General features: G+C 68.4%; 13 protein-coding genes and 6 pseudogenes. 8 read left to right on the forward strand and 11 right to left on the reverse strand.

The window, feature by feature from the left end:
* Positions 1–73: 73 nt before the first annotated feature.
* Positions 74–434, reverse strand: a pseudogene (locus ACZ79I_RS01000) (helix-turn-helix domain-containing protein); the annotation flags it as partial.
* A 190-nt stretch (positions 435–624) separates the two neighbouring features.
* On the opposite strand from ACZ79I_RS01000, the gene ACZ79I_RS01005 reads away from it, so the two are divergent.
* The 5 genes and pseudogenes from ACZ79I_RS01005 (at position 625) to ACZ79I_RS01025 (ending at position 4,774) form a co-directional block, all read left to right on the forward strand.
* Positions 625–1,194, forward strand: a complete 570-nt coding sequence (locus tag ACZ79I_RS01005; protein WP_471493190.1) for a hypothetical protein — start codon at positions 625–627, stop codon at positions 1,192–1,194.
* Between the two features lie 540 nt (positions 1,195–1,734).
* Positions 1,735–2,589: a transposase family protein gene (locus tag ACZ79I_RS01010; protein WP_471504681.1), complete on the forward strand. Its 855-nt coding sequence runs from the start codon at positions 1,735–1,737 to the stop codon at positions 2,587–2,589.
* Positions 2,586–3,314 (forward strand): ABC transporter permease, encoded by a 729-nt coding sequence (locus ACZ79I_RS01015; RefSeq protein ID WP_471493192.1) that lies wholly within the window; start codon positions 2,586–2,588, stop codon positions 3,312–3,314. Before ACZ79I_RS01010 ends, ACZ79I_RS01015 begins: the two co-directional genes overlap by 4 nt.
* 297 nt (positions 3,315–3,611) lie before the next feature.
* Positions 3,612–4,589: pseudogene (locus ACZ79I_RS01020) on the forward strand (serine hydrolase domain-containing protein).
* The gene (locus ACZ79I_RS01025; protein ID WP_471493193.1) at positions 4,574–4,774 is read left to right on the forward strand and encodes a hypothetical protein; all 201 of its coding nucleotides are present in this window, start codon (positions 4,574–4,576) and stop codon (positions 4,772–4,774) included. Before ACZ79I_RS01020 ends, ACZ79I_RS01025 begins: the two are co-directional and overlap by 16 nt.
* Before the next feature lie 30 nt (positions 4,775–4,804).
* Here ACZ79I_RS01025 and ACZ79I_RS01030 read toward each other — a convergent pair.
* From ACZ79I_RS01030 to ACZ79I_RS01045, 4 genes and pseudogenes are all read right to left on the reverse strand, one after another.
* Positions 4,805–5,377: pseudogene (locus tag ACZ79I_RS01030) on the reverse strand (AMP-binding enzyme); the annotation flags it as partial.
* A gap of 26 nt (positions 5,378–5,403) precedes the next feature.
* Positions 5,404–6,243 (reverse strand): annotated as a pseudogene (locus ACZ79I_RS01035) (AMP-binding protein); the annotation flags it as partial.
* Positions 6,244–6,639: 396 nt separating this feature from the next.
* The gene (locus ACZ79I_RS01040) at positions 6,640–7,605 is read right to left on the reverse strand and encodes a WGR domain-containing protein (protein WP_471493194.1); all 966 of its coding nucleotides are present in this window, start codon (positions 7,603–7,605) and stop codon (positions 6,640–6,642) included.
* 111 nt (positions 7,606–7,716) lie between these two features.
* Positions 7,717–8,144 (reverse strand): annotated as a pseudogene (locus tag ACZ79I_RS01045) (transposase); the annotation flags it as partial.
* On the opposite strand from ACZ79I_RS01045, the gene ACZ79I_RS01050 reads away from it, so the two are divergent.
* Positions 8,105–8,533 (forward strand): hypothetical protein, encoded by a 429-nt coding sequence (locus ACZ79I_RS01050; RefSeq protein WP_471505511.1) that lies wholly within the window; start codon positions 8,105–8,107, stop codon positions 8,531–8,533. The pseudogene ACZ79I_RS01045 and the gene ACZ79I_RS01050 overlap by 40 nt on opposite strands.
* Before the next feature lie 64 nt (positions 8,534–8,597).
* On the opposite strand, the gene ACZ79I_RS01055 is transcribed toward ACZ79I_RS01050, so the two are convergent.
* Complete coding sequence (locus ACZ79I_RS01055; protein WP_471493196.1) at positions 8,598–9,365, reverse strand: transposase; 768 nt, start codon at positions 9,363–9,365, stop codon at positions 8,598–8,600.
* A 130-nt stretch (positions 9,366–9,495) separates the two neighbouring features.
* On the opposite strand from ACZ79I_RS01055, the gene ACZ79I_RS01060 reads away from it, so the two are divergent.
* On the forward strand, positions 9,496–10,080 hold the full coding sequence (locus ACZ79I_RS01060; protein ID WP_471504683.1) for a hypothetical protein: 585 nt from the start codon (positions 9,496–9,498) through the stop codon (positions 10,078–10,080).
* Between the two features lie 34 nt (positions 10,081–10,114).
* On the opposite strand, the pseudogene ACZ79I_RS01065 reads toward ACZ79I_RS01060, so the two are convergent.
* A pseudogene (locus ACZ79I_RS01065) lies at positions 10,115–10,699 on the reverse strand (ISAzo13-like element transposase-related protein); the annotation flags it as partial.
* 106 nt (positions 10,700–10,805) lie between these two features.
* Between ACZ79I_RS01065 and ACZ79I_RS01070 the strand changes: the two are divergent.
* A complete protein-coding gene (locus ACZ79I_RS01070) occupies positions 10,806–11,675 on the forward strand; it encodes an IS5 family transposase (protein ID WP_471504685.1) in 870 nt (289 codons plus the stop codon).
* 353 nt (positions 11,676–12,028) lie between these two features.
* Here the strand turns inward: ACZ79I_RS01070 and ACZ79I_RS01075 are convergent, their stop codons facing one another.
* The 4 genes from ACZ79I_RS01075 to ACZ79I_RS01090 all read right to left on the reverse strand — a co-directional run bounded on the left by ACZ79I_RS01075 (position 12,029) and on the right by ACZ79I_RS01090 (position 16,020).
* Positions 12,029–12,583 carry a hypothetical protein gene (locus tag ACZ79I_RS01075; protein WP_471493198.1) on the reverse strand — a complete coding sequence of 185 codons (555 nt, stop codon included), beginning with the start codon at positions 12,581–12,583 and terminating at the stop codon, positions 12,029–12,031.
* Between the two features lie 287 nt (positions 12,584–12,870).
* Complete coding sequence (locus tag ACZ79I_RS01080; RefSeq protein ID WP_471493051.1) at positions 12,871–14,277, reverse strand: IS1380 family transposase; 1,407 nt, start codon at positions 14,275–14,277, stop codon at positions 12,871–12,873.
* A gap of 59 nt (positions 14,278–14,336) precedes the next feature.
* Positions 14,337–14,876, reverse strand: a complete 540-nt coding sequence (locus ACZ79I_RS01085; protein ID WP_471493200.1) for a matrixin family metalloprotease — start codon at positions 14,874–14,876, stop codon at positions 14,337–14,339.
* Between the two features lie 58 nt (positions 14,877–14,934).
* A complete protein-coding gene (locus ACZ79I_RS01090) occupies positions 14,935–16,020 on the reverse strand; it encodes a hypothetical protein (protein ID WP_471493201.1) in 1,086 nt (361 codons plus the stop codon).
* Positions 16,021–16,228 lie beyond the last annotated feature (208 nt).

Here is a 16,228-nt window from a genome sequence, read left to right on the forward strand (position 1 = left end):
TGCCGGGTCCGTCGCGGTGGGAGGCTGTAGTTCATGGCGGAGCTGAGCATCGAAGACTGGACAGGGCGGCTGTGCGGGCGGCTTTGACGTCGTGGACTGCGCCGGGCAGGGCGGGCGAAGCCCACAGCAGACGCCCGAACGGGTCGGCGATGACCTGCACGTTCATGCCGTGCTCTTGTACTTGCCGGAGTAGTACGGCCGGTCGGCGGCGATCCGTTCGATGGGCAGACCGTGGCGACCCCGACGCCGAACCCGGCCGCGAGCCGGGCATGGGTGTGGGCGCACCGCAGGTGGGCCAGGACCAGCAGGGCCTGCTGGTCCTGGCTCAGCCGGCGCCACCGCGTGCCCCGCTCCAGGCGCCGGGCGGACAGCAGGCGGGAGAAGTACCGCAGGGTCGAGCTGGACTGATCGATCCCCGATGGGTAGACAAGCACGTGAAGCTACGGGCGGACAGGCTGATCTTGGTCGACAACGCAGCTCCATGCCGAGTTCACTCGGCTCACTGCGGAGCTGCAGGCCGCGGACAGGGCCGCCAGCAGTCTTTACACCATAGGCAATGCGACGCACCGGGCCGACGCGCTCAAGGCGTCGGAACAGCGTGACCGGGCACGCGACTGGGAGTCCGTGCTGAATGGCATCCGCAAGCAACCGGGGCACGAGGGATTCCTGCTCCCCCCAAACTGGAAAGAGCTGCGGTCTCTCGACCCGGGCGCGCCGGTCGTCCTACTCACGGCGTCCCGGTTCCGCTGCGACGCCCTGGTTCTGCACCGAGGAGAGACCGAGTCCGTCGCCCTCGGCTGTACGCGAGACGAACTCCTGCATCACGTCGACGCGTTCAACGACCGGGCGACACGGCGGGAAAAGGGCGTCAGGCGGTTCCGCAACGAACTCGCCCGGCTCTGGGGCGCCGTGGTCGGACCGGTCCTGACCGGGCTCGGTCACACCGAGCCCGTGCCCGACGCCTCGGCGCGCGCGCCGAGGATCTGGTGGTGCACCCCGGTCATCGGCACCCTCCGGCCCGTCTACAGCGGGTTGGCCCGGCTGATCGCGAAGGAGTTCTACGAGGGCATCTCCTCGCTGGTAGCGCACGACGACACCGCCCGCGTCCTGCACGCGGCCGTGTCCGCCGTACGCCCCGCCGATCGCCCCTGGCCGGAGACGGCCTGGACTCCGTTCATCCACTTCGGCCCCTGAGCCGAGATCAGCAGATCCACCACGAACAGCTGAACAGCGGACGTTGAGATCGTCCCCGCTCGGGTTCTCGACCGGGGGCATAGGTGTCCGCCACGGGGAGGTCGCCGATAGCGGGCCAGGCCACCTTGAATGCCGCTCCTTCGTCTCCGCCGTCGGCCTGACAGAGCTTCACCGCTGGGAGTGGGACGGCACGCAGCAGTTCCGTGACGTCACGCACACCCGGTGGTAGGCACCGTCCACCGCGAGTGGATCTCCGCCGCCAGCGAAGAATGTCCGAACCGGTCTCAGGCTCCATGTGTTTCAAACACTCGTTCGCGAAGGCGACCGCCGTCCACACGAAGTTCGCGTCCCGGAGATCGCAGTACTCCTCGTCCAGCCGGGCGAAGAGAACCAGGACGTACAAATCGTTCAGGGGCGTGGTCTCGCCGCGCACCCACACCGCGGTGACGTCACGCCCGGAGCGGGCCTGCAGCCGGACGGTGTCCTTCGCACGCCAAGCTCCGTCAGCGCCGCCGAGAGCTCGGTGCCCGCCGGCGGCGCCTGAGTGTCGGCCGACAGGCCCTGCCCACTCTTGCCCATCTCCGCAACGGCCACCCGTACGCCCAGCTCGCGGCCGGGTTCGGCATCGGGACCACGACCGCGTACCGGTACATCACCGAGGCCGTCGAGGTCCTGACCGCTCTCGCGCCGACCCTTGCGGAGGCGGCCCGGACAGCATCGTCGCAGGCGTTCGTGCCGCTGGACGGGAAGGCGGACCTGAATCATCTGTCCCGCAGCGAGGGCCGGCGCACCGTCGCGGAGCTGCTGGAGCGCTTCCACTTGACGGAGGCGGCGAAGAAGCCCGCGTCCACCTACTCCGGCGGTATGAAGCGCCGTCTCGACATCGCGATGACGCTCGTCGGCAGTCCGCGGATCATCTTCCTCGACGAGCCGACCACAGGGCTCGACCCGCGCAGCCGCCACAACACGTGGCAGATCATCCGCGAGCTGGTCTCCGGGGGCGTCACCGTCTTCCTCACCACCCAGTACCTGGAGGAGGCCGACGAGCTCGCCGACCGCATCGCGGTCCTGGGCGACGGCAAGATCGCTGCTGAGGCAACCGCCGACGAGCTGAAGCGGCTCATCCCGGGCGGGCATGTGCGGCTGCGGTTCGCCGCCCCGGCCGCGTACCAGTCGGCGCTCCTGGCGCCGAGCGAGGCCACCACCGACGACGAGGCGCTGGAGATGCAGGGGCGCGGCGACGTCGGCCAGCGCCAGTTGCGCTCCATCCTCGACTGGCTGGACGCGGCCGGGATCGAGGCGGACGAGCTGACCGTGCACACCCCCGATCTCGACGACGTGTTCTTCGCCCTGACCGGCGGTCTGGCCCAGCCGCGGAAGGAGGCCGTGCGATGAGCTCCCTGTCCCTGGCCGTACGCGACTCGACGACGATGGTGCGCCGCAATCTCCTGCACGCGCGGCGCTACCCGGCACTCACCCTGAACGTCGTGCTGACGCCGCTGATCATGCTGCTGCTCTTCGTGTACGTCTTCGGCGACGTGATGAGCGCGGGCATCGGCGGTGGCGGTGCAGACCGCTCCGAGTACATCGCCTACATCGCTCCGGGCATCCTGATGATGACCATCGGCACCACGCTGGTGGGCACTTCGGTGTCCGTCGCCGACGACATGACCGAGGGCATCATGGCCCGCTTCCGCACCATGGCGATCCACCGTGGTTCGGTGCTCATCGGGCATGTGGTGGGCAGCGTGCTGCGGTCGATGATCAGCGTGACCCTGGTCGGTGCCGTCGCCGTGGCCATCGGGTTCCGGTCCGTGGACGCCACGGTTGCGGAGTGGCTGGCGGCGTTCGTGCTGCTCGCGCTGGTCGCCCTGGCGTTCACCTGGATGGCGATCGCGGTGGGGATGGCCAGCCCGAACAGCGAGGCGGCGGGCAACAACGCGGTGCCGCTGGTCATCCTGCCCTTCATCTCCAGTGCCTTCGTCCCGGTCGACGCGATGCCGGGCTGGTTCCAACCGATCGCCGAGTACCCGCCGTTCACTCCGGCCATCGAGACGCTGCGCGGCCTGCTGCTCGGCAGCGAGATCGGACACAACGGGTGGCTCACCCTGGCCTGGTGACTGGGCCTGGCCGTACTCGGCTACTTCTGAGGGAGACCAACGCCGTGTGCACCGCGACGATCGACGACAAGGGGAAAGGGCGCCATGTGTTCGACCGTGCTCACTGGCAGGACCGCCTCGGCCTGTTGCGTTCCCGGTATCACGTGCCGGGTGCGGCGCTTGCGGTGCTGGTCGACGGTGAGATCCACGAGCTGGCCAGCGGCGTGCTGCATCGGGACACCGGTGTGCGGGTGACCGCGGACTCGGTGCTCCAGTCCGGTTCGTTCGATCGCCAAGGTGTACACGGCGACGCTGGTGATGCAGCTGGTCGACTCCGGTCAACTGCGGCTCGACACCCGGGTGGTGGGCGTACTGCCGGACTTCTCGGTCGCCGATGACGAGGTCGCCGAGATCGTGACGGTCAGGCAGTTACTCAGCCACACCAGCGGCATCGGCGGTGAGTTCACCCATGACACCGGCCGCGGTGACGACTGCCTGGCCCGCTACGTGGAGGCGTGCGCGGACGTGGGCCAGGACTGCCCGCCGGGGACCATCGTGTCCTACTGCAGTACCGGGTAAGCGATTCTCGGCCGGATCGTGGAGGTGATCACCGGGCAGACCTGGGACGACGCGCTGCGTGACCGGGTGCTGGCACCGCTGGGTCTGGAGCATTCGATGACACTCCCGGAGGAGGCGCTGCGGTTCCGGGTGGCGATGAGCCATGTCGGTGGGCTGGAGGACGAGCCGGAGCCCGCGCCGGTGTGGGACATGCTGCCGCGGTCGGCCGGGCCGTACGGGCGTGTCCTGGTCACCGCCGGGGACGTGGTGCGGTTCGCGCGGATGCATCTGCATGACGGTCTCGCGCCGGACGGTACGCGCGTGCTGTCGGCCGAGTCGGCGGCGACGATGCGTCAGCGCGTGGCCGACTGCCGGGACCCATGGTCGTTCATGGCGGACGGGTGGGGGCACGGGTGGGCGCTGTACGACTGGGGCGGTGTCGCCGGTTACGGTCACGACGGTGCCGCTGTAGGGCAGTTCTCGTATCTGCGTGTCGTGCCCCGCAGCGGTGTCGTCGCCGCTTTGCCGACCAATGGGGGCAGTGCGACCAGTTTCACGTCGACCTGTTCCAGGAGCTGCTGGGTGAGCTGGCCGGGGTGCGGCTGCCCGACGCGTTCGCTCCTCCCGAGAAGCCCCGGAAGGTCGATGTGGGCGCGCTCACCGGTACATACGAGCGGGAAGGCGTACGCATCACGGTCGGTGAGCGTGACGGTGTGCCGCGGGTGCGGCTGGAGCTGACCGGTGGGGTGGCGAAGTACTCGCCGCCGATCGAGTCGGATCTGGTGCCGGTGTCCGACTCGGTGCTCGCCATGCCGGGGATCGGTCCGGTGAGCGCACCGTGCCTTCCACTGGTTTTCGGGACACTTCCGGACCGTACGCCCTACGTCTGCTTCGGCATGCGCGCTTCCCAGAAGGTCTCTTGAGGATGTCGCCGTCGGGGGTCAACGGCTCTGCCGGGGTTCGGGCAGTCCCCGTCGGTCGAGCTTTCCGTTGGGGCCCAGCGGGAGGCGGTCGAGGACGACGAAGGCGGAGGGGATCATGAAGGCGGGAAGCCGGCCGGCGACGAACCGGCGCAGTCGCCTCGGGTCGGGGCCGCCTGCGAGTTCTTCAGGGCCCGGTGCGGCGGATACGAGATAGGCGACGAGACGGCCGCCGCCTGGGCCGCGCGCGGGACTGACGGTCACCACGGCGTGGGCGATGCCGGGGTGGTCGGTCAGCACAGCTTCGATCTCGGCGGGCTCGATGCGGATCCCGCGGATCTTCATCTGGGTGTCGGCACGCCCGAGGTGTTCCAGTTGCCCCTCCGCGTTCCAGCGGGCCAGGTCGCCCGTGCGGTACATGCGCTCCCCCGGCAGACCGAACGGGTCGGCGACGAATCGTTCGGCGGTCAGGTCGGGCCTGGCGTGGTAGCCGCGGCCGATCGAGCCCGCGACGTACAGCTCCCCCGCGACGCCGGGTGGCACAGGGGCGAGGCCGGGGCCGAGGACATAGGGTCGGAGAGCAGGAAGTCCAGCCGTCGGCTGGGGTCGCGGGGGTCGATCGGCAGGTATCCGGCACCGGATTTCAGGATCCCCAGCAGTGCCACCACCAGGTCGGCCGAGCGGGGCAGCGCCAGCCCGACCAGCGCTTCCGGGCCGAGTCCGGCCCGGATCCGCGCGGCTGCCAGCGGGTCGGCCCGCGCGTTGAGTTCCCGGTAGGTCAGCGACTGGTCGGCGCACACGACGGCCACCGCGTCAGGGGTCGCGGAGACCTGACGCTCCACCAGTTGCGGGATCGTCAGCCGGGGCATGGGCACCGCTGTGCCGACCAGTTCCTCCAGCAGCCGGTGCCGTTCGGCCGCGCCCAGGACGTCGACCGCGGCCACCGGCAGACCGGGGTCCGCCGCCACCTGTTCCAGCACCCGTACGAACCGGCCCGCGAGTCTCTCCACCGCCGTCCGCTCGAACAGGTCGGTGGCGTACTCGATCGCACCGGTCAGCTCCTGGCCGCCCGCACCGGCGGCCGCGGTGACGGCGAGGACCAGGTCGCCTCGCGCGGTACGCGCGCCGGCCGGTTCCTCGGCCACGGTCAGGCCCGGCAGGTCGAGGAGGGGCGTGGTGCGGCGGCGTGCGAGGACCGTCCGGAACAGCGGGAGGGGGCCGGAGCGGTGCGGGTCGAGTGCGTCAAGGGTCTCTTCCCGGGAGTCGAGGCATCGGTCCCGTACGGCGTCGAGGAGCGTGCCGAAGGACGGGTTGGCCGACAGGTCCGTGCGCCGCAGGCGGATGGTGTCGTACGGCTCGTTCGAGCCCGCTGCCGTGGCTCGGTCGCTTGCCGCGGTCAGTGAAGCGGTCGGCGTGTCGGTGCCGCTGCCCAGATGGTGCCAGAGCACCGCGAGCGCCAAGCGCAGGACCATGGCGGTGGTCGCGCGCCGGTTCTTCGCCAATGCGCCGATCGCGTCGAGGAGTTCGGGCGCGAGGGGGAAGTGCACCGTGTCGTGGCGGTGGTCTGCGGTCGGCCGGGGCGATACGGTGGCGGGGGGTGGGGCGGGTTCGGGCCAGGCCGGCGGGATGCCGTCGCGCCGCGCGGTGTAGGCGGCCGGCAGGTCGCGCACCAGGGGCGTCGACAGTTCCCGGTCCGCCGCGCCGGGGCGCAGTACCAGAACCAGTAGGAGCACGTCGGGCGTGCAGGCCAGCACCTGCGCCCTGACCGCTAGTGCTCTGACCGCATACGTTCACCGGGTCGGCGTTGTCTTTTGTGAGGCATGTGAGAGCTGCGTCGTGTGCGCTCGCGGACGAGGCTCCAAGCAGGCTCAGCCGTGGAGGAAGGAGGTGACTTCGGAGAATGGTGTGGCGGTCTCGGGTGTGAAACGCTTGGTCTCGCCTCGGAAGGAGCGGACCTCCAGCCAACTCTGGGCTGCCGCAGTCGGGAGCACGTCCAAGAGCGCCTTGAGGTCTGCGGATCTGAAGACCTTGAAGGTCCGCGTCCGGCGGTAGTTGGACGGCTGGACATCGAACCTGAGGTCGACGACCGGCTGTGGCTGGCGGCTCCAGTCGCTGTAGGGCAGTGCATCGTGGCCGCGGATTCGCGCGTCGATGAGGACTTCCGGATCCGCGTCGCCGATCTCGCAGTCGAAGATTGGGAAGGCTGTCGCGACGCGAGCGGCGATGGCTGGATACGCGATGCAGGCTTGCCCGAGTGCCGGCGCGCAAAACAAGGCGTGACTGAAGGGTCCCACCGGCATTGACAGCGGCACCTTGTGGTGGGACTGCCCGTCGAAGGGCAGGTCGCGCCCAGCGCCGAGGACGGCCAGGAAGGACGACACGGCCGCGGGGTCACGGCACTGTCCGCGCACGGTGAAGCGAACGGCGCTGCGTCCCTGGTCTCGCAGCACGAAGTACTCGTGAAATCCCATGGGGTGATCCGGGGCATGGCTGCGGTGGTACGTCTCGTCAAAGCCATCGATCGGCAGATACTCGGGGACCGGGGCATGCGGCCGGGTGCTTGACTTGATCACGTCGAGGACGGGCGTCTGCTGGTCAAGTTCGGCGACGTCAAACGGCCGCTCGACCTCGGCGAAGCCCTTGCGGAGCCATTCGTTGATCTTGCGGGAAGCGTGGCGGCTGGCGCGCTGTTCGTCGTCCAGCGTCGACGTGCTCGCCTTGCCGCTGGTGCCTATCGCGCCCCAGCGGAGGAAGGAGCGGATGCCTTCCTGGCGAATTTCCCGGTACTCGGTCTTAGCCCCCTGTAGGAGCTCGAATCGTCGCCAGCCCGCCACCAGTTCCTCCAGCGCATGTGAACAGGGGAGCGGCGCAGTGCAACCCGAGGCCGTCCTCCGGCCGACACGTTATCCGGTGACTGAGCCGGTGGTCCCCGCTCCCGGCGTCGTTCACGCCGCCGCGGGGAGTGGCCGTCCGCCCCAGCGGATGCCTTTTTCACTGCGGACACCCGCACGTTCGCGGCGTTGAGCGGCCAAGACGTCGTGGTGGCGGGCGTTCTTGTTGCGTCATCGCAGGTAGGCATGCAGGGCCCGGGTCTGGGCGGTGTGGTTGGGGTGGTTGGAGTTGGCGATGGTGAACTGCCGCAGCGGCCCGAAGTGGGCCTCGATCGGGTTGGCCCAGGACGCGTAGGTCGGGGTGAAGCACAGCTCGACCCGGTGCTTCTTCGCCCAGCGGCGGATCTTCTCGCCCTTATGGGCGGACAGGTTGTCCAAGATCACGTAGATCGGGCTCCGTCGGGGCGGGCGGCTCGGATCGACGCGCACCGGAATCCGCTCCATGGGCCTCGGCGACTTCCTGAGCTGCCGCATCCCCGGAACTGAGGTCCACCTCGGCATGTCCCGGCGACTGTTCGCCACCTGCGAGCGCCTCCACGAGGAGGACCTCGCCATCGCCCGGCGCACCCCAGGACTGCGCGCCGAGGACCAGCTGGCAACCGACCTGGAACTCAGCGACGAAGCCCAGGAAGAACAGCGACTCACCCAGCGACGCATCTTCCGCGAACAGCAGGAGGAAGCCCGCCCACGGCTGCGTCCCCTGCTCCGCGACGCCTACGAGCGGGGTGCAGCGAGCGACTGGAGTGACCTTCTGCGCCGTCCACAGGAGCCGGAACTCGATCTGGAGGGCGACGAGGGTCTCCTCGAAGCGGCGACGCCGGAAACGTACCTGGCCGTTAGCCGATACAACCTGCCCTCCGCACGCGCCTGAGGGCTGTCCCGTAATCGATCTTCAGACGTGCAGGGCATGCAAAGCAGCTGGGGCGGCGGTCCGCCTATGCGGCCTGGAGGAGGTTGTGCAGGCGGGCGACGCCGGGCATGGCATGGTGAACGCCTTCACCTTTGAGTCGGCAGCCGCGCAGGATTTTCCACGTCTTCATCCTGGCGAAGACATGCTCAGCGCGGGCTCGGACTTGCTTGTGGAAGCGGTTGTGCTCCTGCTTCCAATCACATAGGTCACCGCCGGCGGGGCGTCGATGCGGGATCACAAGACCGGTGCCCGGGTAGCCGCCATCAGCGATTGTTGTCGTCTCCCCGACGGCCGCCTTGGCGCCGGACTCGACCCATGCCTTGCAGTCGTTGCGGTTACCGGGGACCGGCCGTCCGACCGCGACGACCAGACGGGTGTCAGCGTCGATGACGACCTGGTGGTTGGTGCAGTACCTGTAGTTCTTCGATTGCTCAGCGATGCCGTGGTCGCGGGTAGGAACCAGGGTGCCGTCCACGATGAGTACTGTGCCCCTGCGGAACCGCTGCCGCTGCTTGAGCGCGAGCAGTGGGCCGGTGCGGGCGACGATCCGGTCAGCTGCGGACTTCGAGACGCCGAGCAGCGGCGCGAGCTGCCGTAGCGTCAGGTTGGTTCGCCAGTAAGCGGCGACGAGCAACACCCGGTCCTCCGGCGGCAGCGACCATGGACGCCCCGGGCGCAGCACTTCGGCTCCCTCGCGGCGCAGCATCGTGATCAGCTTGCGGAAAGCGCGCGGGTTCAGCCCGGTGAACGGGGCTCTCCAGGACGACTCCGACGCCGTGATCACTGCAGCCACATCAAGAGGGTCGCACCACCCCGGAGAACAGGGCTTACGGGGATCAGTACCAGCCAGAATTCGCTGGGCGGTCCCGTCATCGGCCGGTACCGTGCGACGCAGAGTCAAAGGGGGTGAGCGGGTGCGCCCAGTGCTGTTGGTGGATGTGGACGGACCGCTGAATCCATATGCCGCCAAGCCACACCGGCGGCCTGAGGGCTATGAGACGCACCGGTTGCTGACGCCTCGGTGGGAGGCCGCTGAGCGGCGTCGGCTGGCTGAGTGGGGGCTGCCGAACAAGCCCGTGAAGCCGCTGCGTGTGTGGCTCAACCCGGACCACGGGCCGACGCTGAGCGCGCTCCCCTACGACCTGGTGTGGGCAACAACGTGGGAGGAAGAAGCCAACACCTTCGTCGCCCCAGTCCTGAGATTGCCCGAGCTGCCCTTCATTCCCTGGCCCTCGCCGCGGCCCGAGCCCGGGAACGGTGTGTTCTGGAAGACACCTGAGATCGTCGCGTGGGCGAGAGGCCGTGCGTTCGCCTGGGTCGACGACGAGATCACAGAAGCGGATCGCACCTGGGTGAAGGAACACCACGACGGTCCCGCCCTACTGCACCGGGTCGATCCCCGACGCGGCCTTGCCATCGACGACTTCGCCGCGCTGACGGCATGGGCAACCGGCCTGAACTTGACTCCGCAACTGATCGGCGATCGGCCGCGACATCGTCGTGCCTGATCGTTACGGGACAGCCTTTAGGGCTTGCAGATCATCAACATGTTGTCTTGATCTTGCTGTTGGGGTCGTTGCTCAGGGCGATGACCCGGGCCTGGAGGGTTGTGAGGGCGGCAGGCGGGGTGGTCGCCGGCGTGACGCTGATGCCGTGTGCTTCGAGCAGTGTCCTGATCTTCAGCAGGGTGCGATGCATGGCAGTCCGGCTGCTGCCGAAGAGCACGGCGAGGGGTTCTGCGGCCAGGTTGACACGCAGGTGGAGCACGGTGGCCAGGACCTGGTCGGGGAAGGCGAGCCGGGGCGGGCGGCCGCGTCCGGTGTCGCCGTCCGTGGCCAGGGTCTGAGTCAGGTCCCCCAGCTGGTGTGGGGACAGTCCGGTCAGCGCGGGGTCGGACAGCAGGGCCGGGTCCCACTGCGGCGCCGGTGTCCGCTGGGTTCGGGCCGCCGGGATGGACGGGGCCGGCTGGGAGTGCAGGGCATAGTTCCAGTCGCCGTGGAAGGCATGGCGGGTCAGTGGCAGGGCTGCCATGTCCGCGTTGTTGATGGCGACTCCGGTCGGGTAGGTGTTGGTGTCCAGCTTGGCCGTGACGCGCAGTCCGGTGCGGGTGGTGGTTGCGGCGATGGACGGCTTGCGCCTGTCTCATCCCAAGTCGCCCGTCGCACGGCCCATGCTTCCGCCGCTTGCGGTGCACGCCTGGGCGCACGCCCTCGAGCGGCGGTACGTCCAGGTCATGGTCGAACGTCGCGCGTATCCGAGTGATCTGTCCGATGCCCGCTGGGAGTTGATCGAGCCGGTGCTGACCGATTGGCGGGCCGAGCGGCGCCGGCACGCACTGAACATCGGCCGCCCGCCCGAGCATGATCTGCGCGAGATCATGAACGCCATCTTGTACGTGGACCGCACCGGGGTGCAGTGGCGTTATCTGCCGCACGACTTCCCGCCTTGGGAGACTGTGTACGGCTACTTCGCCAAATGGCAGAAGAACGGCGTATTCGCCCAGCTCACCGGCGTGCTCCGACGAGCGTTACGGCAGAAGGAGGGCAAAGGCGCGGAGCCGTCCGCTTGCGTGATCGACGCCCAGAGCGTGAAAACCTCCACCAGTGTCCCGGCCGCCGGACAGGGCACGGACGCGGCGAAAAAGATCGTGGGCCGCAAGCGGAGCATCGTCACTGACACTCTCGGACTGCTGCTGGCGGTGCTCGTCACCGCGGCGAGCGTGCAGGACTCCGTCGCCGGCACCGACTTGATCGACCAGGTGGCCGCCGCACACCCCACCATCCGCAAGGTCTGGGTGGACGGCGGCTACCGACAGCACCTCGTCGAGCACGCCGCCGCCCTCGGCATCGACATGGAAATCGTCCAACGCACGCCCGGAAAGCAGGGATTCAGCCCGCTGCCCAAGCGCTGGACCGTGGAGCGGACCTACGGCTGGCTGATGCTCCACCGCCGCCTGGCCCGCGACTACGAGACCCTGCCCGCCCGCTCCGAAGCCGTGATCCAGCTGGCGATGACCGACCTGATGGCCCGCCGCCTCACCGGCGAAGCAACCATCTCCTGGCGCGACCCGACACGACAGGATCAAACACTCATTTCGGGATGAAACATCGGGAGAAAACGACCTCTGAGGCTCCACGGCCTTGACCACGAGGTCCCACCGGACGCTGTCGAAGAACTTCTGGGTGTCGAGCTCGATCACTCAGTCCTTTCTCCAGCAGCGTTGCCGGCAGCGGTCCAACGCATCATGGGCCGACCGTCCGGGCCGATATCCGTACGAGTCCGGGTGGAACACCGGCTCCGCTCGCCTCGTCAAGTGCCTGGCCACCACAGTCTGGGCAACCCGGTCGGGCTCGCAAACTCGTGCGAGGGCTCCGGATAAGAAGAGGCCGTCACAGTGATGCTGGACGGCCTCCTCGACGACGTTGTCCCGCGGCCTTGACGCTGCTGCCTGTGGGCTTACCTCCCTTCCACGTTGCCGACTGCGAGTTCCGCGGGCAATTGCTCTCCTGGTCCGGCTGGTGGCCCTCCCTGGTACAGATAACGACGGCCCTGCAGAACGTAGATCCCGTCCCCGCCGGTGACGACGAAGTGGTCCGGGTTCTCCTTTCCGTCATTCTTGCTGAGGTAGAGCAGATAGGTGCGACCGACCTTCATCAAACGAGACGTGTCGGGTGACTCGACGTCCTGCGTGCCGAGTTGTTGCACCTTGATGTTCGGTCCGGAGATCTTTCCGGTCAGGATCTTCGACACCCTGAGATCAGTCACGGTGATCGGAAATCCGTCGCGCACGGCGGTACCAGACCCGACCGCGTTGGCGAGAACCACCGCCGTGCTGTCTTCTTCCACACGGCTGAGATCGGTGTAGCGGTTGACCAGGGAGACGGATATCCGCTGCTTCGGCCGGGTCTCCGCTTGCTCCGCGGCGCAGCCGCTCGATGAAAGGATCACCAGTGCGACCGTGCCCACGACGGCCGCCCGCAGGGCAGGGTGCCGGATGGGGGAGGAGTGCATGCGTCGGCCGCTCAGTACAGGGCGTTCGCGCCGTTGATGTCGTCCTGGCGCGGCGTCCAGAAGCCGCAGACGTCGTACCAGCCGTCGATGGCCCTGTCCATGATCGAGACGCTGCTGCAGCTCGAACCGCTAGCCTCCCTGTTTCGCTTTGGGTGGCTGCGATGGGTCGATCCCGGCGTGACCGGCAATTTTGGCTACTGGTCTGCGGTGGACATGGCGATGGCCCGGCGCTCGGCCGGGTTCTCCGGGTTCCTGGGGTCGTGGGTGGTCAGGGACGGTGACGGTGGTCAGGTGGCTGGTCGGGGCAGGGCGGCCAAGCAGTCGAAAGCGCGGGTCAGCTCATGTCGCCAGGGCCAGGTGGTGGCGATCCGCAGACGCAGGCGCCGTCCGCCGCGGGTGATACGGGCAGCTGCGTGCAGGATCCGGTAACGGAGCTTCTTCGGCTCGGCGGTGGCCAGTTCACCTTCCAGTAGCAGGGTGCGAGTCCAGGCGAGCAGGTCGGTGGCGGCGAGTGCGAGTTCGAGCCAGGTGGCGTTGATGGTGAAGTGGCGGGACGGGAAGCGGCCGAAGCCGGTGTTCTTGCCGTTGCGGATGCGGTCTTCGACGCGGGCGTGCGCGCGGTGGCGGGCTTCCAGGTACTGGGCTGTTCCGCCGCGGGAGTGGGGGGTGTCGGTGAGGTAGACCTGGTGGCGCATGCCTTCGTCGAGGTCGAACAGGGACAGTTGGGCGCCGGGGTGCGGGCGCTCGCGGCGGACGATGATCCGGGTGCCGTCCGGGTAGCCGGCCAGGTCGATCATGCCGGTCAGTTCGGCGACTTCGGCTCCGGTCCGCAAGCTCCCGTCCTGCTCGAGTGCGGGGTGCCAGACCTGGCCGGGCAGGGCCCGGATCGCGCGGCGGACCGGTTTGGTGATGGGGTGTCCGACCGAGAAGAACGTGCGGATGCCGCGTGCGCGCTTGGAGCGGATGTGGTGCAGGAAGGCTTTGGCGCCTCCGGCGGTGTCGGTGCGGACGAGGATGTCGGTGCCGTGGCGATGGGCATCGGGGATCTGGGCGAGGGCCTGGTCCAGGATGGTGATGTGGTCGGCTGCGCTGTTGGCTCCGGCGTTGCCGGGCCGTAGTAGTCCGGCGAGGGCTTCGCCGGTGTTGTCCAGGAAGCACAGCAGCGGGTGGAATCCGAAGCCGTGCTTGTAGGTGGCTGCCGCCTGCTCCTTCTCGGAATGGCAGGTGACCAGGGTGGCGTCGATGTCCAGGACCAGACCCGCGAGGTCGCGGCCGGCGGCGCGGGCAGACGGTATCCCCGCCCGGGTCTCGGCAGCTTGCAGCCATGCGACTTCCCGGGCTGTGGCTCTGGCTGCGCGCAGTGCGGACAGCGTCGTGGGATCGATGCCGGCCAGCAGCCGCCATGCGGTCGGTGTGGAGGCGACCGGGCCGAACACCGCAGGCTGGTCGCGCAGGACGGAGAGGTCACGGATTGCTTCGCCGCCGTCGGCGAGCATCACGGCCATGTCCACGGCGATCCGTCCGGGGGCGTGCCCGGTGCCACGTGGTCGCAGATGGCGCAGCGCGTTGGTGAAGGCGGCGGTCAGGCCGGTGGCGTCGGCGAGATCGGCCAGCAGCCGAGATCCTGCGTGGCTGATCACCCCGTGGCCGTCGGCCGAGACGACGAGCTTGGGGCGTGAGGCGGTAGTGTGCACGCAGAAAGTGCCTTCCTGCTGGAACGACAGAAGCCTTAGACAAGCCCTATCGTCCCAGGTCAGAAGGCACTTTCGTGTTTCCGCCCAAGATTCGGACGCCGCTCAAGCGAAACGGCCAGGCTAGCCGCCGCGGTGTGGGCGAGGCCCAGGGCGTGGCCGAGCTCATGGACCATGATGGCCTGGCGCTTGGTCGCGCCGTAGTTCTGCGTGTAGTAGTCGTTCCACCACGTCACCATGGTGGTGTCCCAGGTCCCGCCGCTGCAGCTGTTGGTGACGGGGTTCTGCTGGCTGGTGTTGAGTGTGATGCCCACGAATTGCGCGCCCTGCCAGGTCGCCCCGAAGTTGCCGTTGGCGACTCGGATGTTGGCTCCGCTGGTGACCTCGTTCATGTTGAACTGTGTGCTGGTCGAGTTCCACGCTTCCACCGCGTTCTTCGCGGCCGCGGCGTAGCCCGACGTCGTGGTCGCGTCCTGCCATTTCAGGGTGCCGGTGGAGAACTGACAGCCGAGGGTGGCGTATGCAGCCGCCGGGGAAGCCGGTATGACGACGGTGGCGGAGGCGACGGCGAGCGCGGCCAGAATTCCCTTCCAGTGCTTCACGTAAATTCCTCTCGGTTCGGTTTTTCGTTCTCTGACGGTGGGACTCGAGTGGAGCGGCTCAGTTCGGCAGTTCGGGCTGCAGCGCTGCCGAGACCATGTCGAAAAGCCCCCAGTACCCTTCGACCCAACTGCTGTCCGGCAGGCCGGTGCTGGTGGCTACATGAGTGAAGGCCTCCGCTCCGACCCAGCCCTGGAACTCGCCGGAGTCGTCGATGATCTGCAGCATGGGGCGGGGGTGGGAGTTGTAGGCGTAGCAGGCCTGCCCCTGGGCCAGGGACTGGCACCAGTACTCCTCGGTGTTACGGCGGCCGCCACCGATTTCACCGATGTAGCGGACACGGTCCTTGTCGGTGCCAGCGCAGGAGGTGTTCGGCTGGAGCCAGCCCATGCACGGGCTGCCGGTGCACGGCTTCCACGGGTTCGAGGCCGTACCGAAGGTCCAGGTGCCGCCCGTTCCCTCCCGGCCCACGATGCCCGTCCGCGTGGCGGGGTCGGACGAAGACGCCTTGGCCACGACGAAGGCTCCCCGGTACGGTTCCGCGTTGTAGCGTGGGTCGTTGACGAGCTGACTCATGGTCGCCCGGCTCGTGCGGTCCAGCGAGGCGTTGCTGCCGTAGCCGACGCCGAAGTTGGCGTACGCGGAGAAGGTGCCCTGAGTCGGAATCTCCACGTCGTTGCCGTAGGCTCCGTAGAAGGTGGGGCTCGTGATGCGGGCCGCTCGCCCGTCGGCCAACCCCGTGGTGACGTTCCAGCGTTCGGTGACGGACTGTGCCAGCGCCGTGCCGGCGGCGTTCCTGGTCCAGGTCACGGCGAGCCGCCCGTCCGGCGTGTAGTCGAAGGTGCCCTGGTAGCTGCCCATCGGATCGCCGGTGAATCCGTCGACCGTGCGGACCGCGCAGGTGGGGACGTCTCCGCCGCAGTCCGCAGTCATCACGTTCACCCGCTGCGGCTGTTCCCGCTGGTTCCAGGTCCAGTAGTTGGTGGTCACCGTGCCATCGGGCTGGAAGGCGTAGTACCCGAGCCGGACCCAGTTGCGGTAGTTGTTCTTTGCCGCGAGGTCCAAGTAGCCGACGGAGACGACCCAGTTCGCTTTGCCACCAGGCAGCGGTGTGACCGCCCGTGCCGGTCCCGCCGTGACCAACATCGCTGCCAAGAGTGCCACGACCGCCGCCAGGGCCCCGGCCGATCTCGTGACGACGGCTCTCATCACGCTGCTCACCAACGACGACTCCACTCCTCAGGCGTCCACCAGGCGTGTTCCAAACACGTCCTTTTACCCGGAGCCTTCGCACGGGTTCACGGGAGACGTAAACCCGTGCGAAGGCTCCGGGTAAAGACGAGTGCACCCCCAC

It is taken from the genome of Streptomyces sp. PSU-S4-23 (assembly GCF_055632315.1).